The organism is Xylocopilactobacillus apicola, assembly GCF_033095985.1.
In the GTDB taxonomy this organism is placed as follows: domain Bacteria; phylum Bacillota; class Bacilli; order Lactobacillales; family Lactobacillaceae; genus Xylocopilactobacillus; species Xylocopilactobacillus apicola.
Genome location: NZ_AP026802.1, coordinates 210,921 through 236,138, shown reverse-complemented (window position 1 = coordinate 236,138; position 25,218 = coordinate 210,921). Strand labels below are relative to the sequence as shown.

Genomic DNA, 25,218 nt, shown 5'->3' with positions numbered 1-25,218 from the left:
GCACTCTTAAATAGGGTGTTTTTTTCTAATTTCACATTTGACTTAAAGTTAGCTTTAAGTACTAGAATATATTCGGAGGTGTACTATGACTATTTTTGATGAAACAGATACTTTAAATAACGGAGTGAAAATTCCTCGTTTTGCCCTCGGGGTATGGGAAATCCCTGACAACGAAGTCGCTAAAGCGGTCGAGAGAGCAATAGATCTTGGTTATCGCCATATTGATACAGCGCAAGCTTATGGAAATGAACACGGTATCAGCGTTGGACTAAAGAACTCTAGCGTTCCCCGGGATCAAATTTTCGTTAACTCCAAGGTTGAAGCAGAACTAAAAACCTATGATGAGGCCAAAAAATCAATTGACGAATCCCTAAGCAAAATGAATCTGGATTATCTTGATATGATGATTATCCATAATCCACAGCCTTGGAGAGAGGTTAATCAGTCCGATGATCGTCACTTTGAGGGCAACCTTGAAGCTTGGCGAGCACTTGAAGATGCAATGAAAGAAGGCAAACTTCGAGCGATCGGAGTTTCAAGCTTCCAAAAGATTGATCTTGAAAACATTATGAACAATAGCAGTACTAAACCGGCAGTAAACCAAATTCTTTGTCACATTGGTGCTACCCCAATTGATTTAATCAAGTATTCCCAAGATCAAGGGATTGTGGTCGAGGCTTTCTCCCCAATCGCACACGGCGCGATGATGCAAAACGAACAAATTAAACAAATGGCTGACAAATACAACGTCAGCGTACCGCAGCTTGCAATCCGCTATGACTGGCAGTTAAACACTGTTGTTTTACCAAAAGCTGCTAATCCTGAACACATGAAATCAAATGCTGAAATCGATTTTGTAATCTCAGATGAAGATATGTTGACTTTAGAAAGCATTAAATCAATCGATTATGGTGCATCTGGCAAGTATCCTGTTTTCGGCGGCAAATATTAAAAATAAAAAACTGGAGTTAAAAATTGCTCCAGTTTTTTATTTTTCTATATACTTCATCTCGATCAAGTTGATTCTTCTCTTCAAAGTGCGGCCATGCATCAATACCGTCATGATCTTGGCGCAAAATTAAATGAAAATGCAGATGATTTACCGATTGACCCGCTGCTTTACCACTGGCACAAAGAAGATTAACCCCCACATATCCACGATCGTTAAAAAAAGGGACAGTTTTTACCCTTGCCTTAGAGTGCCCTCTAAGTTGTATATTAAAGATCGAAAGGAGTGTGCAAAATGAATCTAATTACACTCGGAGCAAATGGTCAAATTGCCAAAATTGTCCGTCAAAGAATTCTCGCAGAAACTCAGATCAACGTTACTAGCTATCTGCGTAACGCTAAGAGGCTAGGAGTACCGCTAAATGACCGGGAAAAAATCGTGGAGGGTGATGTTAACGATTATGATCTTTTAGTTAAATCCCTGAAAGGTCAGGATCTCGTCTACGCTAACCTTGGGGGCGTTTTTGAACCAATGGCAAAAAACATTGTCAAAGCCATGGACGCCGCCAACGTTAAACGACTAATTTACGTGACTGGTCTCGGACTTTATCATGAGTTGCCAGCAAAATTTGATCAGTGGTTGGAAGCGAGTATCGGGCACGAAACGATGGAAGACACTAGGAGAGCCGCTAGTTTGATCGAAAACTCAGATCTTAACTACACCATCATCCGGGCGGGTTACATGACCGACGCCGCAGAAATCGACTACGAACTAACAGAAAAAGGCGAAACTTTTAAAGGAACCACCGTTTCCAGACAAAGCATCGCCGATTTGATTGTTAAAATAATTAAAGATCCTTCTATTCATAGTTATAGCAGTCTAGGAATTGCCAAAGCTGGTACCGACGGCGATTCACCCGTTTACATCTAGGGCTTTGTCTTCTCTAAGTTCCCAGATTAAGCTGTCGATCTTCTGCGCTTCCTCTTTTTCCACCGCCTTTAAAATATCTTCAGTTGTTTGTTCCATTTTCAAATAAAAATTGGCAGACTTTTGAAAATGGCTTTTTTTCTGCTGCAAAAAATCAATCGTTTCATCTCGACAGCTCGGTGAGATCGGGGCTTGAATCAACTTCAGCACTTTTTGAACTTCATTTAAATTTAAGCCCGCAAATTTCAAAGTCTGAATAAGTTCAATGAGCTCCACTTCTTCTTCGCCGTAATCTCGATATCCGTTATCTCCTCGTCGCGGACTAACGAGTCCCTTTTTGTCGTAAAAACGCAGAGTATCCTTCGAACAATTGGTTTTCTTAGCACATTCTTGAATATTAATTTCCGTGACCTCCTAAATTAAATACTTGCTCCTCCGCCGCCTGACGAACCACCACCGCCGGAAAAGCCTCCGCCGCCTGATGAACTGCCACCAGACGAACCACCGCCCGAAAAACCTCCACCGGAGTAACCGCCTCCGCTACTGCCGCCATTTTGATTAAAAAATAGATAGATCAAAGGAACTATCCAGAGAACCTTGGAACTAATAAATGTAAAGAAAAAAAATAAGTATGAAAGACCAGTGAGGACTGAATGACGTTTTGAATCATATTTAAAATTATCAAAAGCCACCAGACCCAAGTAAATTAGAAGTAAAATCATCAGCAAAATAAACTTTGAACTAACTCTGGGCTTCACGATCATCTTTTTACTGTCAGCCGTTTGATAGCCATTTGAGCGATCTACCACGCCCGAAACATCCTTAAAAACTCGCTCTAAACCACGATTGACTCTTTTATTGTCGTCAGATTTTAAATCACTTTTATTGTCACTCAGAATTTGAGCAGCAAGTTTATCGGTTAATTCTCCTTCTAAGCCGTAACCAACTTCAATTCGAACATTGCGCTTTCCATTATTCAAGGCATACAAAATCAAGACTCCGTTATCTTTATTTTTGCTGCCAATTTGCCATTTTTGAAATAATTCTGGAGCATAACTGTCGATGTCTTCATCATTTGTCGAGCTAATCACTGCCACAACAATTTGGGGCGCATCCTTCTTGCCTTGGTAATAAGAATTCTTTTCTTCCACTAAATTTTTGGTCGCATCGTTTAAAATATTAATCTCGTCGTAGTAAAAATGATCGGGCGAATCGGCCGCCAAAACCTGTTTGCGGCCAAAAAGCACGCTGATAAGCACCAGCAAAATGATCAAATACTTCTTATTAATTTCTGTTTTCATTTATCCATCCTAAATACTCGTTCCCCCTAGCCGCAACTATGATTTGCAGCGATTTTTCTTCTTCAACTAACTTCTTAGTAACCAGATCGAGCGTGCCCGTTCCATTGTAATAAAAATTCTGCGGCACATCTGGCATCGCAAATACTTTTTATCCTCCAAAAACAACAAACTGCAATATTACCACTTCTTAATCAACATCTTTTCCTCTATTGATTTAAGATATCATAAAAAATAGCATAAATGTTATAATGAAGAAAAAATGGAGACAATTAGATGAACAAAAAAATGTTTCTCGCATCCGCTTTTAGCGATGTTGCAACCCTGCTCCCTGACTTTGAGCCAAATCTTGTTGGCAAAAAAGTTACTTTTATTCCAACCGCCAGCAAAGTTGAATTTATTGGCTTTTTAGTCGGATTAGAAAAACGGACTTTCAAAAAACTCGGACTTATCGTTGATGAATTAGATCTTTCAAAATCCTCAACTGAAGAGATTGAAACAAAAATCAACAACAATGATTTGATTTATATCAGTGGCGGCAATACATTTTATTTACTGCAAGAACTAAAACGCACAGGAGCTGATCGGATTATCATCGATGCGGTAAATTCGGGAAAACTTTATATCGGCGAATCAGCAGGATCGGTAATTACAGCGCCCAATATTGAATACATCAGCTTAATGGACAGCGTCAAAAAAGCGCCCGAATTAACTAATTTCGACGCCTTAAATTTAATCGATATTTATACCTTACCGCACTATAAAAGCAGCCCATTTAAGAAAGTTACAAAAAATATTGTGAACGAATACTCCTCAAAGATTAACCTCAGATCAATTACCAATCAGCAAGTAATCTTGGTTGAGGGAAATCAATTTACAGTTCAATCTGCAAAATAAAAAAGGCACCCCCTAAAGGGTGTCTCTTTTAGTCTTTGTAGCCTTCTGGATGTTTTTGTACCCAATTCCAAGCGCTAGCGATAATTTCATTAATATCATCATACTTTGGTGCCCAATGCAAAACGCTTCTAACTTTGCTGCTATCAGCAACTAAGGAATCTGGATCCCCTCCACGCCTTGGAGCAGAAACAGCAGGAATTGGCTTACCAGTTACCTCTCTGGTTGCCTCAACAATCTCTTTAACTGAATAACCTTTTTTGGATCCTAAATTAAACGCATCACTCTTGCCGCCGTTTCTTAGATATTCAAGTCCCAAATAGTGAGCTTCAACTAGGTCGACCACGTGAACGTAATCTCTAATGTTAGTGCCATCCGGCGTATTATAATCTTCACCACAAATATCAACATGATCTCGTTCACCAGTTGCAGCCTGCAAAACGAGTGGAATCAAATGCGATTCTGGTCGATGATCTTCACCGATGCTGCCATCTGCTTTTGCTCCAGCCACGTTGAAGTAACGAAAAGCAATCCAATTAATGTCGTATGCCGGTCCATTCCAAGCCATCATCTGTTCCATCATGAGCTTAGTTAAGCCATATGGATTGATCGGATTTTTCGCAGAATCTTCTTTAATCGGAACAATTTCTGGATTGCCATAAACAGCTGCGGAAGAAGAAAAAATTAATTTACTAGTATGATGCTTTGCCATGACCTCAATTAAAGTAATGAGTCCACCTACATTGTTATCAAAATAATCGTTTGGTTTTTTCAGTGATTCAGGAATCTGAATATAAGCACAAAAATGGAAAACTGCTTCGATATCTTCTTCAGAAAACACCCGATTCATAAATTCTTCATCGCGTACATCACCTTGATAAAACACAGCCTTGTCATTGACTGCTGCTCGATGACCGCGACTTAAATTGTCGACAACTACAACTCTTTCATTTTTTTGAACTAATAGATCAACCATGTGAGAGCCAATGTATCCTGCACCACCTAAAACTAATAAACTCATCTTTTCCTCCTACTAATATTTTGATTTTGAGCTTGAATAGATCATAAGACGAAAAAAAGGAATCCTCCAGTCTTTCAGGCTAATTTTATTTTTTTTTAATTTTGCTATAATAGCGGTTAAACGTTTACGAGGGCGTCCATGAATTCAGGAATTATTGTTAAATTAAAAGAAAACGGCAAGACTTTGGCTTATGCCGAAAATTTCTTGCCGTTGTATTGGGAAAAGATTTTACAGGCAGGGGATTTCACTTTTAAATCTGCTGAAGATTCTTTATCTACTACAACAGAAGTCAGTGACATTGATTACCTATTGACCAAGTTCAGTGACACTGGATTTAAAGATTTTCTGATCTGGCTCCGTAAATTTCCGGTCGACATCACAATTTTTGGACTTAAAACAATGTTTTATGAACAGCGCTATGATATTGGCGACAATATTGCAGGAGATAAAGCATATTCAGGTGAACTCAGCAATCTTGACCTTTTGAAACAAATAATCGCCTTTGACCTTGAAGAACCTCGCAACCTTGAAGGGTTCATCGATCTCTTTGGAGTGGTTTCGATTGATTATCAAGAAGGCAACTATCTCAAGTTCAACAAAATTGAAAATCCGCCTAAGTACAAAGATAAATTAAAATTGGTGCGCTCAAAACGTAACGATTCTCTTTTTTATTTGTTGCTTGCATTGTGTATTTTCGTTCCATGCGTGCTACTTATTGTTAATATCGATGTTAACAATTTTAAAAGTCATTTTTCAAAAAATCCACTTGCAGGAACCTTTGCAGTCCTAGTTTTAACTGCAACAACTTTCGGTTCATTTTATTTTACTTATTCGAACATCGCCCAGCTTGTGCGGCTCTCTAGAGAAATTAAAGTCAATCTCAAGAAGCTGAAATAGCATCGTTTAACATCTTGATTTTCTTTTTGGCACGCTCCATTTGCCACCACCAGATCAAGGAATAAATAATAACGAATTCAACGACTGCGCTAATAATTCCGCCTGCTGTGAAAGGAAACCAACCGGCAAAAATTGCCAGCGGCAAGAAAAATACAATCGTAACTAAGAAATGGATTACCGTCTGACGAGTAATGCTCCACTTTTCTTGCTCGAAAATTAAATAGCTAGCGCCAAATATTGCTCCCATTAACGCCCAGATTCCTGCCGAGACAGTAACTGCCGTTAAATTTGAAGAAAATCTTGCATTAAATTGGGGTTTCGATGCTAGAAATTTGCCACCCGAATTCACCCAAGAAAACAAAAGTGCGATTAAAAATCCGACAGCTACTCCGGCGAGCGAAGATTTAATTATTCTTTTCATGAGAAGTACTCCTTTTTTATTTTTTGCATGTAACGTCTTGATGCGTAGGTAAATTTGCCATTTTTAAAATTAACCTGATAAATCCCATTCTTGGTCAGCGAAAAATTGGCAATTTGACTGATGTTGACAATTTCACTGCTTGAAATCTGTAGAAATAACTTTTCAGATAGCAAACTACGTAATTCATAGATCCGCTCTTTTAGTTGAAAAGTCCCGCTGATCGTTTCACAGACAACATGTTTACCGAGAGTATGGACGCTGATAATCTGATAAATCGGAATAATTTTTTGCACACCTCGACCGGATCCCGTTAAATTTTGTTCGTTGACAAACTCCCGAATTGCATCTGCGAGCACATGCAGTTCAACACTGTCTTTTTGCGCATTTACGCTGATAAACGCCTCTTGATAGACCTCATTTATTTCAGTTTTGACTAACATCTTACCTCCTTAAATCTAATTTAAGGGAGTTGGAATTTAAAATAAAGTGTTTCAGCTAATCGGTCGATGGACGAAGACAAGTGGTTATTTTGTATGAAATAGGCTATAATATCGTAATTATCATTGCCCATTTCAAACAAAAAAGGTAGCCATAAAATTACAATAAGACCTCTTAAAACAGAAGAAATCTCAATACTAAAAGATTTCCTATACTATGCAATATTTCAGCGTGAAGGAGCTGAACTTCTTCCCAAAAGCATCATTGAAGAACCAGATCTTGCGGTTTATATCAAAGACTTTGGTAATTACAAAGATGATTATTGCTTGGTCGATGAAGAAGGTGGACAGATCGTAGGAGCTTGTTGGGTTAGAATCATTAACGGATTTGGCAGTGTCGATGGCGATACCCCTGAATTTGCCATCTCCGTCCGACCAGAAAATAGAAATAAAGGAATTGGAACTCTTTTGATGCGGGCGATGTTAAAATATTTGCAAGCTCAAAACATTTACCAAAAAACAAGCCTAGCTGTGCAAAAAGATAATTATGCTCTTAGAATGTACCAGAAAGTCGGTTTTACTATCATCGACGAAAACGAAGAAGAATTTATAATGATCCATGAACTAAAAAAAGCCTGAATCAATTCAAGCCTTTCAAATACTTTCTTATTTTCTTTAACGCCCAATCATAGTGACTGGAAGTACTTGATACAACGTAGGCACCAAGAGTATTGTTGCCAGTCCAAGGAAACGCTCCTTTAGAAAAAAGTTCTTCATTGCTAAACGCATCAATCAGCTTCATTACTTTCTGGTGGGTATCTTTTAGATTCTCAAGAGCTTCATCGTAAGGAGTACTTTGGTGCTTCTTCCACAATTCAACATTCATTTCGCCATAGTTGCGCCAATTATATCCGTCGGGCAAGAAATCTTTTGCAACTCCTTTTTGATTACTCTTTACCCAATTTAACAATAGAACTTGCCACTCATACAAGTGAATTAGGACATCTCTGATATTCTGATCTCTTTTCCAGTGTGCCCCCTTTTCCTTTTCAAGATCAAAATGAAATTTGCCATTCTTTTCTTCTTCAGTTAAAGGATCAAGTAATTTCATTAATTTGTCAAAATTTTGGGTGCTGGCTGCAATTAAATCTTCTTTCGTTGTTGGTCTCGCCATTTGTTAGACCTCCTTTTTTATATTATTATATAGACTAACCTTAGGTGAGAGTAAAGGGGAATTAATGTTTAAAATTGGTGATTTTTCTAAGCTAACAAATTTGACGGTTCGAGCCCTTCATCATTATGAGAAGCTGGAGCTTTTAACGCCTGAATCAATCGACGCGCTAACCAATTATCGCTACTACTCAGCTCGCCAGATTATAACAGCTAATCAGATCAAGGTATTTCAACAAGTTGGTTTTTCGCTAAAAGAGATCAAAAAGATGCTCGAGAATCCAGACTTAATGGAAGATTACTACTCAACGCTGGAGATGGAGTTAAAAGCTGAACGAGAAAAGGTCAAAAAAAGGCAGATGATGCTGAACTTGTTGCAGCAAAACCCGCTGACGGCAGAATATCATGTTGAATTAAAAGAGATTCCTGCAAGAAAAGTAGTTTCAATTAGAAAAATTGTTGCGTCTGAAGATCAAGAATTTCAATTGTGGAATGAGTTAATGCGCAAGATTGAAAAACAAAATGCCAAAATAGCTGATTCTCCTCTAGCAATGACCATTTATCACGATCCAGAATATCGCCAAACTGATGTTGATCTTGAAGTTCAAATGAACGTCATCGGAAATTCTTCCGACTTTAAAACAATCCCTAATTTTATGATGCCGACAGTAACTTTTAGCGGCAGTTATGAACAAATGCCGCAAGTTACAACAGCGCTTGCTTTATGGACTGAAAATAATGGCTATTCAATTTCGGGTCCAATGATTAATATTTTTCACGTTTCACCCGCTCAAAGCTCTAATCCTGATGATTGGGTAACTGAAACAGGCTACGAGGTGCGACCAAATGAATAAGGACAATAATTCAATTTCAACTTACGATAAGCTAGTTAACATTCGAAAATAACTGAAAATAATTGGCCGCAGAATCCGCTTGAAATTTATGAAAAAAGTCGTCATCAATATCCAATAAATTTTCCAAAAAAGCGACATCGACATTGTAATCGTCCAATACTTTATTTAACGTGGTTAGTTTATTATCAAAAACAAAGCTCAACAAGGCACGGACTTTTCCTGGTTTGATCACTGAAATATCCTCGTCCAACGGCTCTTTAGCGCGTAAATGATGCCGATTAAGATACGAGTAAAAGTATCGATTTTCCTCGAAGGTCAACAATCCCAAATTGTAAGCTCGGTATTCTAACGCCATGATTGAAACCATATATTTTGTTTTCATTTCCAAGTATGAATATGGATTAGATCTCTTAGAAATTGCCTGAAAGTCTTGCATAAATTCATCTTCTGGCATCAAAAAGTACGAAGCAAAGTCATTCGCCTCTTTCTCAATTTGCCGATATTCATCTCGTGAAAGGCTATCCATTTCAATTGATTTGTGAAGCAACAAGTGCCCCAGTTCGTGCGCTAAATCAAAATTTCTTCTAACCGCTGATTTTTTGATATTCCCCAGAATAATAAAAGCCCGATCATCTTTAGTCCAAGTACTGTAAGCGTCAATGTTCGGACCAATATTTTTTTCTAAGATATAAATCCCTGCCAGCTCTAGGCGGTACATCAAATCTTTGTTGTTACTCAGTGCCAACTCTTTTCTGGCTTCTTGAGCAACCTCTTGAATGCTTTTGCGATACGCCGATTCACTCATAAAAGCAATCGCATTTGATGAAGGCGCCAAATATTGCTCAAAATCTGAAATCACGTAATCAACAAAATTCAGATAAGTGGTCTCCATTTTTGCCTTTTTCCGTGCCTCCCGGTCAGGGGAACGATAAGCAATATGCTCAATATCACTTACTTTTTTTATGAACGGTTTTGTATAAAAAAATTGCGGCTTAACCAAAAACAATTTCTTTAATTTGTTAATAATCATAAACGCAGGAACTGTATGCTGATTTTCGTACTGCCAAACAGCTTGTTCGCTGACGTTTATTAATTCTGCTAATTCTTTTCTAGAGATCCCGTTCAACTCTCGAACGCTCTTTAACTTCTCTCCAAAAAACACAACGACCCATCCTTTTACTGCTGTTCTTCTGTATTTTCTTTTGCCACTGAAAATCCGTATTCGGTTTCAGCTCCTGAGAACATTGTATCATCAAAAGCCAACTCATCTTTGATTGGCTCAACACTATCTAGCGTTATTTCATACTTGCTTGTTTGCATATAATTGGTTAAGTCTGCGATCTCTTTTAAAATCAATTTGCCATTTTCGTTATTTGGAATCGTCAATTTAATTGACTGAATGAGTTTATTTTTATCAATGGTATAAGTAATGATATAAAAACGAGAATACCGTTTCAAAGGAATGTCATCCAAAATTTCTTTAACTTCTGCTGATCCAAGTTCTAGCTTTACTTTTTTAGGAGTGTTGATGAAAGAACCTTCATCATCTTTAAACAAAGAATGATTAATTTCAGCAAGTTGCATTAAGTAATTAGTATTCTTGAAATTCTTCGGGGGTCCCTGTTTCTTAAAGACCGAGTTTTTAATAATTAGCAAATACTTGTCAGTGCCGCTGTTAAGGTTAAACTGCAAATATTCCCAGGAGTTGCCTGCTTTTGTGATATAAAAGTCAATATCATTTTTTTCGGCAACTTTGGCTACTTGATCATCGATATGATTTCCTTTAGTCCATGCGTATGCCCCACTGACTGCCATCTTCTCCTTTTTTTCACCTCGTTCTTCTAGATAATTCAAATAACCTTTTTGAATTCCATCCACAATTGCTTGATTAATCTCTTCGCTCAGCTCAAAATCTTTCATCGACATCTCCTTATTTAATCGTTTTCAAAATTATAACATTAATTAAGCAAATGCATTATTTTTTAGATTTTTTTAAAGTAAAAAGTTCGAATTTTCAACTTTATTATACAAAAAAGGCGTCAACTCTTCACCCGATACCTCGTTGAACGTCCCTGACCGATTTTTTCGATTTTATTTTCTTTTTGAAGTTTCGCAAGCGCTCGCTCAATCGTTCGCTAGCCCGCAAAGTCACTCCCAAGAAATACCGGACAAAAGGAGTATAATCTTGCTCATTGTCAGCCCAGACAACTGAATTTGCCGCTAAAGATTCATAATATTTTGATAAATCAGCAATCCTTATAGCAGTGCCTAGAAAAAATAACGTTTAGGCACTGGAAAAGCTCACAAAGCATTGGTATAATAGGGTCATTAGATAATCAATATATTTACTACGGAGCAACAAATGACTGACTTTGAAAGAATAAAAGCCAAAATAAAAAGAGCCCCAAAAGGGACTTTATTTATTTTGGCAGATTTTGCACAGTTAAATATCACATATAACACATTAAAAGAGTTGGTTCGACGGCTTGTAAAAGCGGGTGACCTCAACCTTGTGTTTAGAGGGATCTACCAAAAACCTAACTTTAATTCATTTTTAAAAAGAGACATCCCGGCAACGCCAAACGAAGTTGCTCAAGCATACATCCGAAAAAATAAATGGTTAAGTATTCCAGCTGGTGACACTGCTCTCAATTTACTTGGACTAACAACTCAAGTTCCTAACTCATACACCTACAAAAGCATTGGACCCAACCGAGAGATCACTTTAAACAACGGCCAAAAAATTGAATTCAAAAAAGTTTTACCAAGAGAAATTGCTGTTTGTCCAACATCTGCCTTAGTTATTGAGGCTCTTAAAACTATTGGGGAACAAAATATTGAAGAAAATGACCTAAAGATTATAAAAAACAAATTGACTGATAGCGATTTAAAACAACTAAAGAAAGATAGCGTATCTTCAAGGATTTGGATCCAAAATACCATCAATCGGTTGGACGAGGTATCTTAATGCTAGAACTATTTGAATTAAGTGAAAAAAATCGAAAAGATATCTATCGGTTAACTGCAAACGAACTTTTGATTAATGAAGCTATTATCGAAAAAGATTACTGGATCGTTTCAATGTTAGACATTTTATTTAGCAGTTCTCAATTTAAAGATGTTTTCGCATTTAAGGGTGGAACCTCACTATCCAAGGCCTATCACAAAATAGACCGTTTTTCAGAAGATATCGATTTAATTTTAGATTGGCGAGTACTAGGATACCAGAGTAATGAACCCTGGAAGGAAAGAAGCAAAACCCAACAAATTAAATTTAATAAGGAAGCTAACAAAAAAGCATCTGATTGGATCGAAAATATTTTTGTTCCCGATCTATCAAAAATTATCAAAACATTTAATATTGAAAATTTTTCAGCAACTATATCCAAAGATGATTCTCAAACGGTACAAATTATTTATCCAAATGCTTTCAAAGACTCCAGTATTTTGCAAGAAATCAGGTTAGAAATTGGACCTCTAGCTGCCATGACTCCCACAGCATTAAAAGACATTTCAGCATTTGTGACGAATTTTCTTCCAGATTCATTCGAAAAATCGATTGTATCCGTCCCGACAATAGAATCCAAGCGAACCTTTTGGGAAAAAGTTACCATTTTACACAAGGAAGCAAATCGAATCAATAATTCTACACCGAAGAGATACTCTAGACATTACTATGACGTTTATAAGCTTGCACAATCTGAGGTAAAAAACAACGCTTTCGATGATATTGAATTGCTACAGGAGGTCATTGATTTTAAAACTAAATTTTACCCTGATAATTCTGCCAAATATGAAGATGCAAAACTAGGAAAAATCAAACTTTTACCTAACGAGAAACAATTAGATAACGTTCAAGAAGACTATAATATAATGAAAAACATGTTTTTTGGTAAAATACCAGACTTGAAAGATATTTTAGACGAATTAAAAGAACTTGAAAAAGAAATCAGTCTTCTTAAATTTTAAATTAATGAATAAAACCATATATCACTTCCCCCGATACCTCGTTGACCGTCCCTGACCGACTTTTTCGATTTTATTTTCTTTTTGAAGTTTCGCAAGCGCTCGCTCAATCGTTCGCTGACTAATTGCTGGTAAACTCATTTCAAGCTCAGCTCTACTTAGCGGCTGAAGTGCTTTATGAAGCTCCGAAATAACACGATCAGCGGAACTAATTGAGTGTCTCATCAACTCAAATCGTTCGATCAATTCTTCATTAGCACGCAAGATCACTCCCAAAAAATACCGAACAAAAGGGGTATAATCTTGAACATTATCAAACCAACCAACTGAACTTGCATCCAAAGATTCATAATACGTCGACTTCGTTTTCTCAATCAAATGTTCAATACTGATGTACTTGCCAATCACATATCCTGATTGATACATCAGCAGCATTGTTAATAGTCTTGACATCCGGCCGTTGCCATCAGTAAACGGATGAATGGACAAAAAATCGAGTATAAAACAAGGAATCAGGATCAGCGGATCAACTTTTTCCTGCTGAATCGCTTGCTTATACTCGTTGCACAGATCATCAATTAGCATTGGTGTTAAGTATGCGGGTGCCGGTCTGAAACGAATCTTTTCATTTTCGGTGATAACATTGTCATTCGCTTTAAACTTTCCTCGAAAATTTTGGGGCGAATATTCATATAGCTTTTTATGCAACGCCAAAATATTATTTCGATTTAGCTCAAGGTACTGATAATCTTCATGAATTAGCTTCAATACGTCACGATATCCAGCAATTTCTTCTTCGTCTCGATTAATCGGCGTCGTTTTGTCTGCGATAAGTTGTTTCAATCGAGCGTCTGTCGTACTAATTCCCTCAATTCTATTAGAGGCTTCTGTACTTTGAATCATGGCTAAATTTTTCAAACGATCAAATTCATAAGACTTATCAGCCAAATATAACTCCTCTTTGCCCTTAAATTCATGAATTTTAGTTAAACTATTTAATAGATCATAATCCAAATCCAACTTATTTAAATTCTGATAATTGAATTTTTTCACCGCCATTTTACCTACTTTGGCGGATAAAAGCAAATTAGACTCAAAACTCTGATTTCAGTTAAGTTAAAAGGAAATGTAATATTACCACGATGAGAAAAACTCCCCAAATAATTGTAAATAGTTGTGGTAACTTGTCCATTTTAAACGATTTAAATCGCTAAAATTTTTGCACATTAAAAGTTCAAGATTTTTGTTGTAAGCGCTAACGATAAGTGATAGTCTTAAAAAAAGATTATTTTAGAAGTGCTCATAATTCAATTTTTGAAATCATTAAAATAGAGTGGGTGTAAAAATGGGAAAGTTGATCCGAACTAAACTAAAAGAAAAATTAAAACAGCGTAATCCAACCGCTAAATTTTCTACTCTAAGTAAAAATGATTTATCGATTGAGCTAGATAAAAAATTAGTTGAAGAAGTCAATGAATTTGTTAGCGCAACTAATTATGAAAATAAGAACGAAGAATTGGCCGATATCTTAGAAGTTATTGGCACCTATTTTGAACTCGATTTCTTTGATGAGAAAGCGACTAGGACCATTCAAGATCGCAAATTCAAAGAACGAGGTGGTTTCGACAAAGGGATCTACTATTTTTAGCGAGGTAAAAAATGTCATTAGCGTTATGTTTAATAATGAAAAATGAATCTAAGTTTTTAGAACCATTTTTCTCTAACTCATTTGCAGATAATATTTATGTGCTAGACACGGGATCCGACGATGATTCCGTTGCAATCGCCCAGAAATATACAAAGAATATTTTCAAAAAAGAATTTAATAATAATTTTTCTTCATTGAGAAATTATTTGATTGGGCTTGTGAAAGAAGATTGGATTTTATTTTTAGATGCCGATGAAATATTGCTGCAAGCAGAATGGAAGAAATTAAGAAGGTTAATTGACGAAGACCCGGAAGTTGGGGGATATCGGTTTTTAAGATACAATTTTTTTGCTACCGGCGGATGGTACAGCGATATGATGGTCAAAGTTTTTAAAAACAATGAAGGCTTCAAGTATCAGAAAAAGGCAACAGAAAGAATTGAACCTTCAATTATCAAAAAAGGATTTAAAGTAGCTGATGCGCCAATAACATTAAATCACTTTGGATATGTAAGATCTTTCGAGGACCGAAACAAGAAAAATAATCAGTACATCTCTATTATGCAAGATCAGATATTGGCCAATCCCGAAGATACGCTAGCAAAATCAGCCTTAGCGATAATTCAACGAAATTCAGGCGATTTACCAAACGCCACCGCGAATGCACTCGAAGGAGCAGCGGCTAATCCAAATAGTGAGCTGGCTCAATTATTTTTGGGCTATGTTTATGAAAGTTCAAATAAGCTGGATTTAGCGATAAAGCAATACCGGAAGGTTCTTGAAATTAATTCTGGCAACTATCGGGCCCTCAATGCTCTTGGGGTGGTTTATCTATCCAAAGGAGAGTATGCCGCAGCCAGGGAATATTTCGAGCACGCAATAGCTGTTTTTCCGATCGGCACTCATTTAAACATAAATTTAGGCCTAACCTACTTTTTTGAAGGGAACTATCGTAAGGCGATTTACTTATTTAAAAAAGTACTTGCCGAAAATCCATATTTTGGACTTTTAGACCAAAAAGGCATCTTAGAAATAGATAATCAAAAGCAATTTTATTACGAGACAATCAATAATTATTGGGGATTAAAAACCTATCTAGCGGTATGTAAGGAGGCAATCGGCAATGACGAGGAATTCTTTTTTCATTTATAGGAATCAAAACATTAAATCTTCTATTATTGTTGTATATGCGCTTAAATGCTTTAATTATTAAAAAAGGCTCACTGTTTGAAAAGTGGTAATCCATTAGGTCATACTGTAATTCGTTCACTCAGTGATATTAATTATTTTAAAGAGAAGAAGTTCATAACTAAATTTTATGATACACTTAACAAAACAATTAATAGACTATAATCGATTTTTGTACCGCTGCGGATAAAAAGCAACTACAGTCCGTCTGCGTCAACTAGCGTCCACGTGATCGTCGAGCCATATGTCCCCGCTTCTGGGATATTCTTGCCGATCGGCTCAAACTGTAGATGCCACATGTTCTCCCAAATATCTTCATAGGCTTGGGCTGGCATTACTTTCTCAACCATTAAAGTAGCCACTGAACCGATGTTATGCTGCCCCTTGGAATCCTTGTAATAAAGCGGATTGCCAGCAATGCTTGCGCCGTTTGCTGAAGTAAATGGTGTAGCAGAAGCACTAACTTGCCAAGTTTTCTGGCGTGGCATATTACGGCTGTCAGTAATCTTGAAAGTCTGCTTACTGCTGCTGAGCCTCTCTCCACGATAAGACTTATCTTTGTACACTCCAAAATCAATTGCCTCTGGCACCTCAAAAGTCACCTTCCCCGTTTGATCCCACACATACGTTCTAACATCAGTACGAGTTAGTGATTCTGCAATGATATCTTCTGCAGTTTTTTTGGCACCTTTAGGATCATGAACACTGCCACCATTGGCAAAATCTACTTCCACCCAGTTAGGATCAGTACAGTAATAGTTCTCCCCTGGCTCATTAAGGTCAAGGATCGGAGTTCTAACCGTAGGATCAACTAACCCAACTCTAGATCCCAACGTTGGTGCTGGGAGCCAGTTATTCGCTCCTAACGTTAAGCGCCAAAGGGATTTAGTGTTAATAAACATTCCCCCTAGATTATTCCCCACACTTTGGTAGCTTTTTCGAAAATCAAGATTACTTAAGTCTAGTTCAGTTAAGCTGGAACACCCATAAAACAGCCAATTCATGTTACTAACGTTACTAGTATCAAAGCTACTCAAATTTATCGTTTTAACTTTCTTACAGTATTCAAAAACATAACCCATACTTTCGACTTTACTTGTAACAAAGTTAGATAAATCTAATGATTCCACTTCTTCGCAGCCAGAAAACATATAATCCATACTTATTACATTGCTAGTATCAAAAGAACTAATGAAATTAAAATTAGCAAGTTTATCACAACCTCTAAAAAGATTCGGCATCCGGGTAACCTTACTAGTCGTAAAACTACTACTAATCTTAATTTCCGTGAGAATATTTGCACCTTTATTCTGAAAAAACATCCCGGTCATGTTAGTCAGAGAGCTAGTATCAAAACTAGTTAGATCAATACTTGCTAATTTATCGCAATTGCTAATCATATAACTCATATCTGTAACTTTTTTGGTATCAAATGCACTGAAATCGATATCTTCTAGCGATTGACATTGATTAAACATGTAGGACATGCCTTGTGCAGATGAAGTAATAAAATGACTAACGTCAAGGCCACTGAGACTCCAACAATTGGCAAACATAGAATCCAGAGAAACAACCTGACTGACATCAAATCCCGTAACGTCAAGGTCAACAATACTTCGACAATCTTGAAACATAGATCTCATATTTGTTACTTTTGATGTATTAAAACCACTGGGATCCAAGCTAATTAAATTGAAACACCCATTAAACATCGAACTCATGTTTATAACATTTGACGTGTTGAAATTTGATAAATCCAGTTCTGGTAAACTTCTGCAGCCCGAAAACATATAACTCATATCCGTAACGGCGCTCGTATCAAATAATCCATTAATATTTAAACTAACTAAACTCCTGCAGTTTTGAAACATTTTCGACATCACATTAATTTTACTGGTGTCGAAATTAGAAATATCAAGTCGCTGTAGTGAATAACAATCTCCAAACATTGAAGTCATTTTTGTTACTTCGGAGGTTCGAAACATTGATAAATCAAGTTCAGGTAAAGCTTCACATCCGTAAAACATAGTAGTCATATCAGTAATTTTTCTGGTATCGAAATTAAGTAGGTTCAGATTCGCGAGTTTCTTGCAATTATAAAACATCGAATTCATTGCAATAACTTCACTTGTCTGCCAACCACTTAAGTCCAACTGCGTCAAGCCCGAACAATTTTGAAACATACGTGCCATATCAGTAACTTGACTAACATCCCAATTTGCAATTTGAAGACTGGTTAATTTTGTTGAATCATAAAACATCGAATTCATAGTTTTAACTTGGCTAGTATTAAAACTATTTCCAAAATTGATTTGAGTTAAATTAGAATAGTAAGCGCCTTGAAACATGCTGCTCATATCCGTAACTGCACTCGTATCAAAAGTACTGATATCAAGGGTTGTAAGTAAATTCCTTGAAAACATCTCCTTCATATTAGTAACTTTTCTAGTATCAAAGTTTGAAAGATCAAGTGAAGGAACTCTACCAATACCAGAAAACATCCGGCTCATATCAGTGACTTCACTCGTATTAAACTGCCCTTTTAAATTAAGATTGGTAAGGAGACTACAACCGCCAAACATATAAGACATGTTAGTGACAGCACTCGTGTCCCAATTACTCAGATCTAAACTCGTCAAGCTGCTACAATTGTTAAATGTATAGCTCATATTGGTAACAAGACTGGTGTTGAAATTACTCAAATTAAGACTGGTCAGACCCACACACCCACTAAACATATAAGACATATCGGTTACGGCACTGGTATCCCAATTACTCAGATCTAAACTTGTCAAACTTTTATCCTCAGTAAACATATAAGCCATATCCGTAACTTCACTGGTATTCAAGCTTTCAAGCCCAACAATAGTTTGAAGTCCCAAGCAATTACTAAACAGGTTTCTAAGCGACCCTTTAGCCGTAACTCCTGGTTCTAAAACAATTTTTCGTGGAGAGAAATTGGTTAATGACCTCCAAGGCCATCTATACCCAGTTACGGTTGCCATCGCATCAACTTCGGCGTTTAACTCATGTGGGTGAATTGTGAGCACTTTCAAAGTATTGTCATACTCCCACCATTCAGCCTGAGTTTCAGCTCCCCGCGTGAACTTCGGTTCTTTGGCAACGTTATTTGACACATCATCAGAAGAATTAGAATCGCTTACATCAGTTGGTTGCGCAACATGTTCAGGGAAATCTGCTGCTTTATCGTCCTCTTTAAAACTTAAGGCAAAAGCTACTGTGAAAATACCGCTAAACAATATAAATAGATATCCTAATTTCTTATACAACAAGATCCTCCTAGAACAAGCGTCATTTAGATTATTCATTATAACAGAAGGAATTCTATAATAATTTTTATTATAGGAAAAAAATCTAACATAATTTGAAAATCATGTTAGATCTTAAATTCAATCTATTTAATTCTCTTGTTGCGTCAAAAACATTACAGTCCATCTGCGTCAACTAACGTCCACGTGATCGTTGAGCCATATGTCCCTGCTTCTGGGATATTCTTGCCGATCGGCTCAAACTGTAGATGCCACATGTTCTCCCAAATATCTTCGTAGGCTTGGGCTGGCATTACTTTCTCAGCCATTAAAGTAGAAGTTGAAGTCAATTGTTTGGTTCCACCAGAATCCTTGTAATACAGCGGATTGCCAGCAACACTTGCCCCGCTTGCCGAGGTAAATGGTGTAGCAGAAGCACTAACTTGCCAAGTTTTCTGCCGTGGCATATTACGACTGTCAATAATCTTGAATTTCTGCTTACCACTAGTGACCCGCTCTCCGCGATAAGACTTATCCTTGTACACTCCAAAGTCAATTGACTCTGGCACCTCAAAGGTTACCTTACCTTTTTGATCCCACACATACGTCGTAGGTCTCGTTAGGTTAACACTTCCATCAACAATTTCGTTCGCATTTAACGGCTGACCTTTGGGATCATGAACGCTGCCACCATTATCAAAATCTACTTCCACCCATTTAGGATCGGTACAGTAATAATTCTCATTGGGTTCGTTAACATCAATAATTGGTGTTCTCACAGTTGGATTTGCCAAACCTACAGGATTGTTATCTATTGTACCAACCTGAGATGGTGCAAACCAAGTATTGGGACCTAACGTTAGGCGCCATAACGATGAGGCACCAGCGAACATCCAAAGCATAGCACTCCAATTTCTGTTTATCTGCCGAAAATCAAAATTACTCAAGTCCAATTCTGTTAAACTACTGCAGTACGCAAACATGTAGTTAACACCACCAACCTTGCTTGTATTGAAATTTCTTACATTCAACGTTTTAATTTTTTTACAACCGTTAAACATATCATCCATGCTTCCTACATTAGACGTATCAAAGCTAGATACGTCTAATGATTCAAGATTTTCACAACCCGAAAACATACCAGACATACTGGTAACTTGGCTAGTATTCAACGAACCCACAAAGTCAAGATTGGTCGCTTTATCACAGCCGCTAAACAATTTAGTCATATCAGTAACTTTACTTGCTGTAAAATTACTTCCAAACTTCACTTCCGTAAGTAGATTACTGCCTTTATTTTGTGCAAACATGTTTGACATATTAATTAAAGAACTACTATCAAAGCTCGTTAAATCAAGGATTGAAATTTTATTACAGCCGCTAAACATAAAAGCCATGTCATTTACGTTTCTAGTATCAAAATTACTCAGATCAAAATCGGTTAGCACCCAGCACTGATTAAACATTTCACGCATAGTTTGTACAGATGAAGTAACGAAATTGCTGACGTCGATACTTGAAAGCTGGCGGCAATTTGAAAACATGTATGACATGTCTTGCGCAGATGAAGTCACAAAATTAGATACATCAACGCCTGGCAATGCCCAACAATTCCAAAACATTTTGTTAAAATAAACAACATTTCTGACGTCAAAGCTTGTCACATCAATATCAGTGATAGTTCGACAATCTTCAAACATGCCACCCATATTGGTTACATTTGCGGTATTGAAGTTCGACAAATCCAGGTTAGATAAACTTCCACATGAATAAAACATGCCACCCATGTCGGTTACATTTGCGGTATTAAAGTTCGACACATTTAGTTCTAGTAAATTCCCACATCCCGCAAACATACTATTCATATTAGTAACTGCACTCGTATTAAATAATCCATTAACATTTAGGCTAGTTAAGTTACCACAACTTTGAAACATACTTGCCATCGTGGTTACTTTACTCGTATCGAAATTACTTATGTCAAGTTCTCTAAGTGCTCCACATGAATAAAACATTGAGGTCATATTTGTGACTTCAGAGGTTCGAAACATTGATAGATCTAGTGCCAGTAAAGACCAGCACGTACTGAACATAGACCTCATGTCTGTAACTTTTCTGGTATCGAAATTAAGGAGATTTAAACTTGTGAGCACTCGGCAATTGTTAAACATCAAGTACATTGTTGTAGCTTCGCTTGTGTGCCAATTACTCAAATCGAGCTGTTGTAAGTTGTAGCAACTATTAAACGTTTCTTGAAAGTTCTGAACCTTACTGACGTTCCAATCTTTGATATTAAGTGATTTAACGCCACACTCAGCAAACATGCTTTGCATATTTGTTACAGAACCCGTGTCAAAATTAGAGCCGAAATTTATCTGTTCTGATGAACATCTATAAAACATTGAAGACATGTTGGTCACCTTGCTTGGTTTAAACATCGACAAATTAAGATTTTTGATCGAGCTTCTTTCAAACATACCTGACATGTTTTCAACGTTTTCGACATTAAAGTTGCCTAGATCCAAATTCTGTAAATTGAACCATTGGAACATGTAACTCATATCTTTAACTGCGCTGGTATTAAACTGTCCCCTCAGATTGAGACTAGTTAAGCTTCCACAACCCGCAAACATCAAACTCATATTAGTGACCGCACTTGTATCACAATTACTCAAATCAAGGCTAGTCAAACTCCCGCAACCATTGAACATATAAGTCATATCGACAACGTTACTTGTATTAAAGCTGCTCAAATTAAAACTGGTCAGACTCCCGCAACCACTAAACATATAAGACATATCGGTTACAGCACTGGTATTTAAACCTTCAAGTCCAACAATAGTTTGAAGATAACCGAACCCATTGAACAAACCTCTTAGCGAACCTTTAGCCGTAACTCCTGGTTCTAAGACCACTTTCGTCGGTTTTATATTATAGTCGTAATGCCAAGGCCATCTATCGTTTGCAGTCACATCAACAGCTGCATTCAGTTCGTGCGCATGAATTGTGAGCACTCTTGAAGTGTAGTCATACTCCCACCATTCAGTCTGAGTTTCGATTCCCCGCGTGAGCTTAGGAGCTTCAACAACTTTACTTGAAACATCCTTTGAAGAATCGGATTTATCGCTATTATCTAACGGCCCCCCCCCTGAAATCGCTTGCATCAGTTGGCTGTGCAACATGTTCAGGGAAGTTTGCCGCTTTATCATCCTCTTTAAAACTCATGGCAAATGATAACGCCCAAATGCCACTCAGTATCGTCAAGAGATATCCTAATTTTTTTAACAATTGCTTCCTCCTGGAATACCCTAGGGGTAAGTAGTTTAATTTATTATAGCAAAAATAGGTTCTGTAATTTTTTTGAATTTGAAAAAAAATCCAACATAATTTGAAAATTATGTCAGACCTTAGGATTGCGATTCCTTAGTTAGTAACATCTGCGCCCATTTTGTAAGTCAAATGGGACTCATTCTAGTTAATTATTTGATATTCTAAGCAATGATACTTCAGAATAAAGAGACATTAACAATAGAAAATCAAAGCGGCAATATTGAACTGTTTTTTATCAACTGAGTAAGAGCACTTTCCAAGAATTTAAACCTTCATAAAGTCACACTTGAAACTGCTAAAACTATCGTGCCTGGAGAAGTTTGTGTTTTAAGTAACAAAAACATTCTTAAAGGACGGCTCCAACAATAAGCACATATGGCCTCTATGTTGCAAATTGGATTTGTTAAGATTGCTTCTTTACCAAAAAATCCCAAACATTAATATTGGAGCCGACCCACAATGAGCATTAAGGGGTTACTTATTTATTAAAATCATTGATTCTATTCATACAAATAATTATTGACTTTTTCAGCCGATTAATGACTTAACTAGTTTCTAGTTTAGAAATTATTCGGAATCAGTTCATACAAAAAACTCTCATAAGAGAGCCAATGACTCGGACCTTGTTATTGGCTTTTTTAGCTTGAGTGGGCAATAAAAAAAAGCTCAACTGAGCTCTTCTCACTATTCCCATTCAATTGTCGCTGGCGGTTTACTCGTTACATCGTAAACTACGCGATTGACTCGCGGTGTTTCATTAACAATTCTAGTTGAAATCTTTTGCATCAGATCCCAATCCATGCGGTAAAAGTCAGCGGTCATGCCATCAATTGAAGTAATGGCACGCACGGCAATAGTATAATCAAACGTTCTGCCGTCGCCCATCACCCCAACGCTGCGCACACCTGTTAAAACGGTAAAGTATTGCCAGATTTCACTTTCTAATCCCGCATTTTTCACTTCTTCTCTCAAAATTGCATCACTAACTCGAACAATCTCAAGTTTGTCAGCGGTGATCTCACCTAAAATTCGAATTGCGAGTCCTGGACCAGGGAATGGTTGGCGCCAAACGAGATCATGTGGTAAGCCTAATTTTTCACCAAGCTCACGGGCTTCATCTTTAAATAGTGTCCGCAATGGTTCAATTAACTTAAACTGCATATCTTCTGGCAGCCCGCCAACGTTATGATGTGACTTAATCGTCTGAGCGTTACTTGTGCCTGATTCAATCACGTCAGTGTAAAGCGTCCCTTGCGCTAAGAACTTAATTCCTTTAAGTTTTGAAGCTTCAGCATCAAAGGTATCAATAAATTCTTTTCCAATAATCTTGCGCTTTTGTTCGGGATCAGTGACCCCTTTTAACTTATCTAAAAATGTTTTTGACGCATCAACTTTAATAACATTAAGCCCGAATCGATCGCTTAAACTTGCCATGACTTGTTCCGCTTCGCCTTGTCTTAAAAGACCATGATCGACAAAAATACAAGTTAGCTGATCCCCGATTGCCCGATGCAAAAGCATTGCAACTACACTTGAATCAACGCCGCCAGATAAGCCGAGAAGAACTTTCTCACTGCCTACTTCCTGACGGATTTTTTCTACCTGTGTATCGATAAAATCTTCCATTGTCCAATTAGCTTTTGCCTGACAAATATCAAAAGCAAAATGACGCAGCATATCCATTCCGTATTTTGTATGACGAACTTCTGCATGGAACTGAACGCCATAAAATTTCTTACGAGGATTTTCCATCGCCGCAAATGGCGTATTGGCGCTCTCAGCCAATTTACTAAAACCTGCTGGAAGCTCCCGAACCAAATCACCATGACTCATCCAAACTGGCTCTTCTTCCGGTAACCCTTCAAAAAGTAAAGAATCTGGATTTAAAACCTTAATGTCTGCATGCCCATATTCTCGATCCTCGCTTGGAATCACCGAACCGCCGAGGTTATAAACCATCAACTGCATTCCATAACAAATCCCTAAAATTGGAATACCCATTTCATAAATTTCACGGTCGACCGAATATGCATTTTCATCATAAACGCTCATCGGTCCACCCGAAAAAATAATCCCTTTCGGTTGCAGTTCGCGGATTTGATCAGCTGAAACCGTGTGATCTAATAATTCTGAATAAATGCCCATTTCTCGAATTCGGCGCGTAATCAATTGATTGTATTGGCTCCCGAAATCGAGTACGATAATCTTGTCTACGTCTTTTACCATATTTTCCTCATCATTTTTGTCTAGGTTTAATATTAGTTGAAAAAACTCGTTTTGACGAGGGTTTTTAGGAGGTTTTTTATGAATTTTTTTATCATTGGGGCTAATGGCAGAATTGGCGCTGATTTATGTGCTAATTTATTGCAACAAAATCACAACATCTGGGCGGCCGCGCGCCACTTTGAACAACTTGATGGTCTCAAAGGGCTTAAAAAAGTTGAGCTGGACCTAAACGACAACGCTCAAACCCTTGCCCAAAAAATTGGCACACCTGATGTCATCTACTTTGTTGCTGGATCGCGCGGTAACGATCTGCTTAATATCGATGCTTATGGTGCAGTAAAATCAATGCAAGCTGCCGAGCTTAATCACGTCAAACGTTTCGTGATGCTCAGTGGTTACGGATCTCTCGACCCCGATTTCTGGGAACAGACTTCATTGAAAGAATATTACACAGCAAAATATTTTGCCGACAACTGGCTGATTTCTAATACCAAGCTCGACTACACCATTTTGCAGCCCGGTAGTTTAACCGAAACTCCGTCAACAGGAAAAGTCTCACTTAATGTTTCAGAAACAGGTGAAAACTCAATTAGCGACGTTGCTGCAGTCCTCGCAGCAATTCCAGAACACGAAAATACGATCAAGAAAGTTATTTCAATGCACGCTGGATCCACGCCAATCGGTGAAGCGCTAAAAGAAGTTTAGCCAAAAAAAGAACCCCAAA

At 37.4% G+C, this 25,218-nt stretch carries 25 protein-coding genes; 11 read left to right on the top strand and 14 right to left on the bottom strand.

Features of this window, described 5'->3' with window-relative positions; genetic code table 11:
• The first annotated feature begins 85 nt into the window (after positions 1–85).
• Positions 86–952, top strand: coding sequence for an aldo/keto reductase (locus tag R8495_RS01345; protein ID WP_317635772.1), 867 nt, complete (start codon positions 86–88; stop codon positions 950–952).
• A gap of 16 nt (positions 953–968) precedes the next feature.
• Here the strand turns inward: R8495_RS01345 and R8495_RS01340 are convergent, their stop codons facing one another.
• Positions 969–1,151 (bottom strand): HIT family protein, encoded by a 183-nt coding sequence (locus R8495_RS01340; protein WP_317635771.1) that lies wholly within the window; start codon positions 1,149–1,151, stop codon positions 969–971.
• A gap of 92 nt (positions 1,152–1,243) precedes the next feature.
• Between R8495_RS01340 and R8495_RS01335 the strand changes: the two genes are divergently transcribed.
• Entirely contained in the window at positions 1,244–1,879 is a 636-nt protein-coding gene (locus R8495_RS01335; RefSeq protein ID WP_317635770.1) for an NAD(P)H-binding protein, read from the top strand.
• Here the strand turns inward: R8495_RS01335 and R8495_RS01330 are convergent.
• Both R8495_RS01330 and R8495_RS01325 read right to left on the bottom strand, forming a co-directional pair.
• Complete coding sequence (locus R8495_RS01330; protein WP_317636644.1) at positions 1,862–2,272, bottom strand: MerR family transcriptional regulator; 411 nt, start codon at positions 2,270–2,272, stop codon at positions 1,862–1,864. The genes R8495_RS01335 and R8495_RS01330 overlap by 18 nt on opposite strands.
• A gap of 23 nt (positions 2,273–2,295) precedes the next feature.
• The gene (locus tag R8495_RS01325; protein ID WP_317635769.1) at positions 2,296–3,177 is read right to left on the bottom strand and encodes a TPM domain-containing protein; all 882 of its coding nucleotides are present in this window, start codon (positions 3,175–3,177) and stop codon (positions 2,296–2,298) included.
• Positions 3,178–3,450: 273 nt separating this feature from the next.
• On the opposite strand from R8495_RS01325, the gene R8495_RS01320 reads away from it, so the two are divergent.
• A complete protein-coding gene (locus R8495_RS01320) occupies positions 3,451–4,071 on the top strand; it encodes a Type 1 glutamine amidotransferase-like domain-containing protein (RefSeq protein WP_317635768.1) in 621 nt (206 codons plus the stop codon).
• Positions 4,072–4,099: 28 nt separating this feature from the next.
• On the opposite strand, the gene galE is transcribed toward R8495_RS01320, so the two are convergent.
• Entirely contained in the window at positions 4,100–5,089 is a 990-nt protein-coding gene (galE, locus tag R8495_RS01315) for a UDP-glucose 4-epimerase GalE (RefSeq protein WP_317635767.1), read from the bottom strand.
• Between the two features lie 138 nt (positions 5,090–5,227).
• On the opposite strand from galE, the gene R8495_RS01310 reads away from it, so the two are divergent.
• Positions 5,228–5,986, top strand: a complete 759-nt coding sequence (locus R8495_RS01310; protein ID WP_317635766.1) for a hypothetical protein — start codon at positions 5,228–5,230, stop codon at positions 5,984–5,986.
• Here the strand turns inward: R8495_RS01310 and R8495_RS01305 are convergent.
• Together R8495_RS01305 and R8495_RS01300 are read right to left on the bottom strand one after the other, a co-directional pair.
• Entirely contained in the window at positions 5,970–6,407 is a 438-nt protein-coding gene (locus tag R8495_RS01305) for a DUF3021 domain-containing protein (RefSeq protein ID WP_317635765.1), read from the bottom strand. The genes R8495_RS01310 and R8495_RS01305 overlap by 17 nt on opposite strands.
• On the bottom strand, positions 6,404–6,847 hold the full coding sequence (locus R8495_RS01300; protein ID WP_317635764.1) for a LytTR family DNA-binding domain-containing protein: 444 nt from the start codon (positions 6,845–6,847) through the stop codon (positions 6,404–6,406). Before R8495_RS01300 ends, R8495_RS01305 begins: the two co-directional genes overlap by 4 nt.
• A 123-nt stretch (positions 6,848–6,970) precedes the next feature.
• Between R8495_RS01300 and R8495_RS01295 the strand changes: the two genes are divergently transcribed.
• Positions 6,971–7,483, top strand: coding sequence for a GNAT family N-acetyltransferase (locus R8495_RS01295; protein ID WP_317635763.1), 513 nt, complete (start codon positions 6,971–6,973; stop codon positions 7,481–7,483).
• Between the two features lies 1 nt (position 7,484).
• Here the strand turns inward: R8495_RS01295 and R8495_RS01290 are convergent, their stop codons facing one another.
• Entirely contained in the window at positions 7,485–8,018 is a 534-nt protein-coding gene (locus tag R8495_RS01290; RefSeq protein WP_317635762.1) for a ClbS/DfsB family four-helix bundle protein, read from the bottom strand.
• Between the two features lie 64 nt (positions 8,019–8,082).
• Between R8495_RS01290 and R8495_RS01285 the strand changes: the two genes are divergently transcribed.
• On the top strand, positions 8,083–8,868 hold the full coding sequence (locus tag R8495_RS01285) for a MerR family transcriptional regulator (RefSeq protein ID WP_317635761.1): 786 nt from the start codon (positions 8,083–8,085) through the stop codon (positions 8,866–8,868).
• Between the two features lie 31 nt (positions 8,869–8,899).
• On the opposite strand, the gene R8495_RS01280 is transcribed toward R8495_RS01285, so the two are convergent.
• The 3 genes from R8495_RS01280 to R8495_RS11120 all read right to left on the bottom strand — a co-directional run bounded on the left by R8495_RS01280 (position 8,900) and on the right by R8495_RS11120 (position 10,997).
• The gene (locus tag R8495_RS01280) at positions 8,900–10,030 is read right to left on the bottom strand and encodes a spr1629 family repressor/antitoxin (protein WP_317635760.1); all 1,131 of its coding nucleotides are present in this window, start codon (positions 10,028–10,030) and stop codon (positions 8,900–8,902) included.
• A gap of 14 nt (positions 10,031–10,044) precedes the next feature.
• Positions 10,045–10,788, bottom strand: a complete 744-nt coding sequence (locus tag R8495_RS01275) for a spr1630 family ClpXP-sensitive toxin (protein WP_317635759.1) — start codon at positions 10,786–10,788, stop codon at positions 10,045–10,047.
• 119 nt (positions 10,789–10,907) lie between these two features.
• Positions 10,908–10,997 (bottom strand): hypothetical protein, encoded by a 90-nt coding sequence (locus R8495_RS11120; protein WP_425613279.1) that lies wholly within the window; start codon positions 10,995–10,997, stop codon positions 10,908–10,910.
• A gap of 233 nt (positions 10,998–11,230) precedes the next feature.
• Here R8495_RS11120 and R8495_RS01270 point away from each other — a divergent pair, with 233 nt between their 5' ends.
• Together R8495_RS01270 and R8495_RS01265 are read left to right on the top strand one after the other, a co-directional pair.
• Positions 11,231–11,836, top strand: coding sequence for a DUF6088 family protein (locus R8495_RS01270; RefSeq protein WP_317635758.1), 606 nt, complete (start codon positions 11,231–11,233; stop codon positions 11,834–11,836).
• 113 nt (positions 11,837–11,949) lie between these two features.
• Positions 11,950–12,837 carry a nucleotidyl transferase AbiEii/AbiGii toxin family protein gene (locus tag R8495_RS01265; RefSeq protein WP_317635757.1) on the top strand — a complete coding sequence of 296 codons (888 nt, stop codon included), beginning with the start codon at positions 11,950–11,952 and terminating at the stop codon, positions 12,835–12,837.
• 21 nt (positions 12,838–12,858) lie between these two features.
• On the opposite strand, the gene R8495_RS01260 is transcribed toward R8495_RS01265, so the two are convergent.
• Complete coding sequence (locus tag R8495_RS01260; RefSeq protein WP_317635756.1) at positions 12,859–13,893, bottom strand: Fic family protein; 1,035 nt, start codon at positions 13,891–13,893, stop codon at positions 12,859–12,861.
• 286 nt (positions 13,894–14,179) lie between these two features.
• On the opposite strand from R8495_RS01260, the gene R8495_RS01255 reads away from it, so the two are divergent.
• Both R8495_RS01255 and R8495_RS01250 read left to right on the top strand, forming a co-directional pair.
• Positions 14,180–14,482, top strand: coding sequence for a nucleoside triphosphate pyrophosphohydrolase (locus tag R8495_RS01255; protein ID WP_317635755.1), 303 nt, complete (start codon positions 14,180–14,182; stop codon positions 14,480–14,482).
• Positions 14,483–14,493: 11 nt separating this feature from the next.
• Positions 14,494–15,633 (top strand): tetratricopeptide repeat protein, encoded by a 1,140-nt coding sequence (locus tag R8495_RS01250; protein WP_317635754.1) that lies wholly within the window; start codon positions 14,494–14,496, stop codon positions 15,631–15,633.
• A gap of 233 nt (positions 15,634–15,866) precedes the next feature.
• Here R8495_RS01250 and R8495_RS01245 read toward each other — a convergent pair whose 3' ends face one another.
• From R8495_RS01245 to guaA, 3 genes are all read right to left on the bottom strand, one after another.
• A complete protein-coding gene (locus R8495_RS01245; RefSeq protein ID WP_317635753.1) occupies positions 15,867–18,959 on the bottom strand; it encodes a BspA family leucine-rich repeat surface protein in 3,093 nt (1,030 codons plus the stop codon).
• Positions 18,960–19,114: 155 nt separating this feature from the next.
• Positions 19,115–22,147 carry a BspA family leucine-rich repeat surface protein gene (locus tag R8495_RS01240; protein ID WP_317635752.1) on the bottom strand — a complete coding sequence of 1,011 codons (3,033 nt, stop codon included), beginning with the start codon at positions 22,145–22,147 and terminating at the stop codon, positions 19,115–19,117.
• Between the two features lie 805 nt (positions 22,148–22,952).
• Entirely contained in the window at positions 22,953–24,494 is a 1,542-nt protein-coding gene (gene guaA / locus R8495_RS01235) for a glutamine-hydrolyzing GMP synthase (RefSeq protein ID WP_317635751.1), read from the bottom strand.
• A 78-nt stretch (positions 24,495–24,572) separates the two neighbouring features.
• Between guaA and R8495_RS01230 the strand changes: the two genes are divergently transcribed.
• The gene (locus R8495_RS01230; RefSeq protein ID WP_317635750.1) at positions 24,573–25,199 is read left to right on the top strand and encodes an NAD(P)H-binding protein; all 627 of its coding nucleotides are present in this window, start codon (positions 24,573–24,575) and stop codon (positions 25,197–25,199) included.
• Positions 25,200–25,218 lie beyond the last annotated feature (19 nt).

Excerpts from the sequence above, each read along its gene's own strand:
- R8495_RS01345 (WP_317635772.1), top strand. The coding sequence starts at position 86 with ATGACTATTTTTGATGAAACAGATACTTTAAATAACGGAGTGAAAATT.
- R8495_RS01335 (WP_317635770.1), top strand. The coding sequence starts at position 1,244 with ATGAATCTAATTACACTCGGAGCAAATGGTCAAATTGCCAAAATTGTC.
- R8495_RS01325 (WP_317635769.1), bottom strand. The coding sequence starts at position 3,177 with ATGAAAACAGAAATTAATAAGAAGTATTTGATCATTTTGCTGGTGCTT.
- R8495_RS01320 (WP_317635768.1), top strand. The coding sequence starts at position 3,451 with ATGAACAAAAAAATGTTTCTCGCATCCGCTTTTAGCGATGTTGCAACC.
- galE (WP_317635767.1), bottom strand. The coding sequence starts at position 5,089 with ATGAGTTTATTAGTTTTAGGTGGTGCAGGATACATTGGCTCTCACATG.
- R8495_RS01310 (WP_317635766.1), top strand. The coding sequence starts at position 5,228 with ATGAATTCAGGAATTATTGTTAAATTAAAAGAAAACGGCAAGACTTTG.
- R8495_RS01305 (WP_317635765.1), bottom strand. The coding sequence starts at position 6,407 with ATGAAAAGAATAATTAAATCTTCGCTCGCCGGAGTAGCTGTCGGATTT.
- R8495_RS01300 (WP_317635764.1), bottom strand. The coding sequence starts at position 6,847 with ATGTTAGTCAAAACTGAAATAAATGAGGTCTATCAAGAGGCGTTTATC.
- R8495_RS01290 (WP_317635762.1), bottom strand. The coding sequence starts at position 8,018 with ATGGCGAGACCAACAACGAAAGAAGATTTAATTGCAGCCAGCACCCAA.
- R8495_RS01285 (WP_317635761.1), top strand. The coding sequence starts at position 8,083 with ATGTTTAAAATTGGTGATTTTTCTAAGCTAACAAATTTGACGGTTCGA.
- R8495_RS01275 (WP_317635759.1), bottom strand. The coding sequence starts at position 10,788 with ATGAAAGATTTTGAGCTGAGCGAAGAGATTAATCAAGCAATTGTGGAT.
- R8495_RS01270 (WP_317635758.1), top strand. The coding sequence starts at position 11,231 with ATGACTGACTTTGAAAGAATAAAAGCCAAAATAAAAAGAGCCCCAAAA.
- R8495_RS01265 (WP_317635757.1), top strand. The coding sequence starts at position 11,950 with ATGTTAGACATTTTATTTAGCAGTTCTCAATTTAAAGATGTTTTCGCA.
- R8495_RS01260 (WP_317635756.1), bottom strand. The coding sequence starts at position 13,893 with ATGGCGGTGAAAAAATTCAATTATCAGAATTTAAATAAGTTGGATTTG.
- R8495_RS01255 (WP_317635755.1), top strand. The coding sequence starts at position 14,180 with ATGGGAAAGTTGATCCGAACTAAACTAAAAGAAAAATTAAAACAGCGT.
- R8495_RS01250 (WP_317635754.1), top strand. The coding sequence starts at position 14,494 with ATGTCATTAGCGTTATGTTTAATAATGAAAAATGAATCTAAGTTTTTA.
- R8495_RS01240 (WP_317635752.1), bottom strand. The coding sequence starts at position 22,147 with ATGATAAAGCGGCAAACTTCCCTGAACATGTTGCACAGCCAACTGATG.
- guaA (WP_317635751.1), bottom strand. The coding sequence starts at position 24,494 with ATGGTAAAAGACGTAGACAAGATTATCGTACTCGATTTCGGGAGCCAA.
- R8495_RS01230 (WP_317635750.1), top strand. The coding sequence starts at position 24,573 with ATGAATTTTTTTATCATTGGGGCTAATGGCAGAATTGGCGCTGATTTA.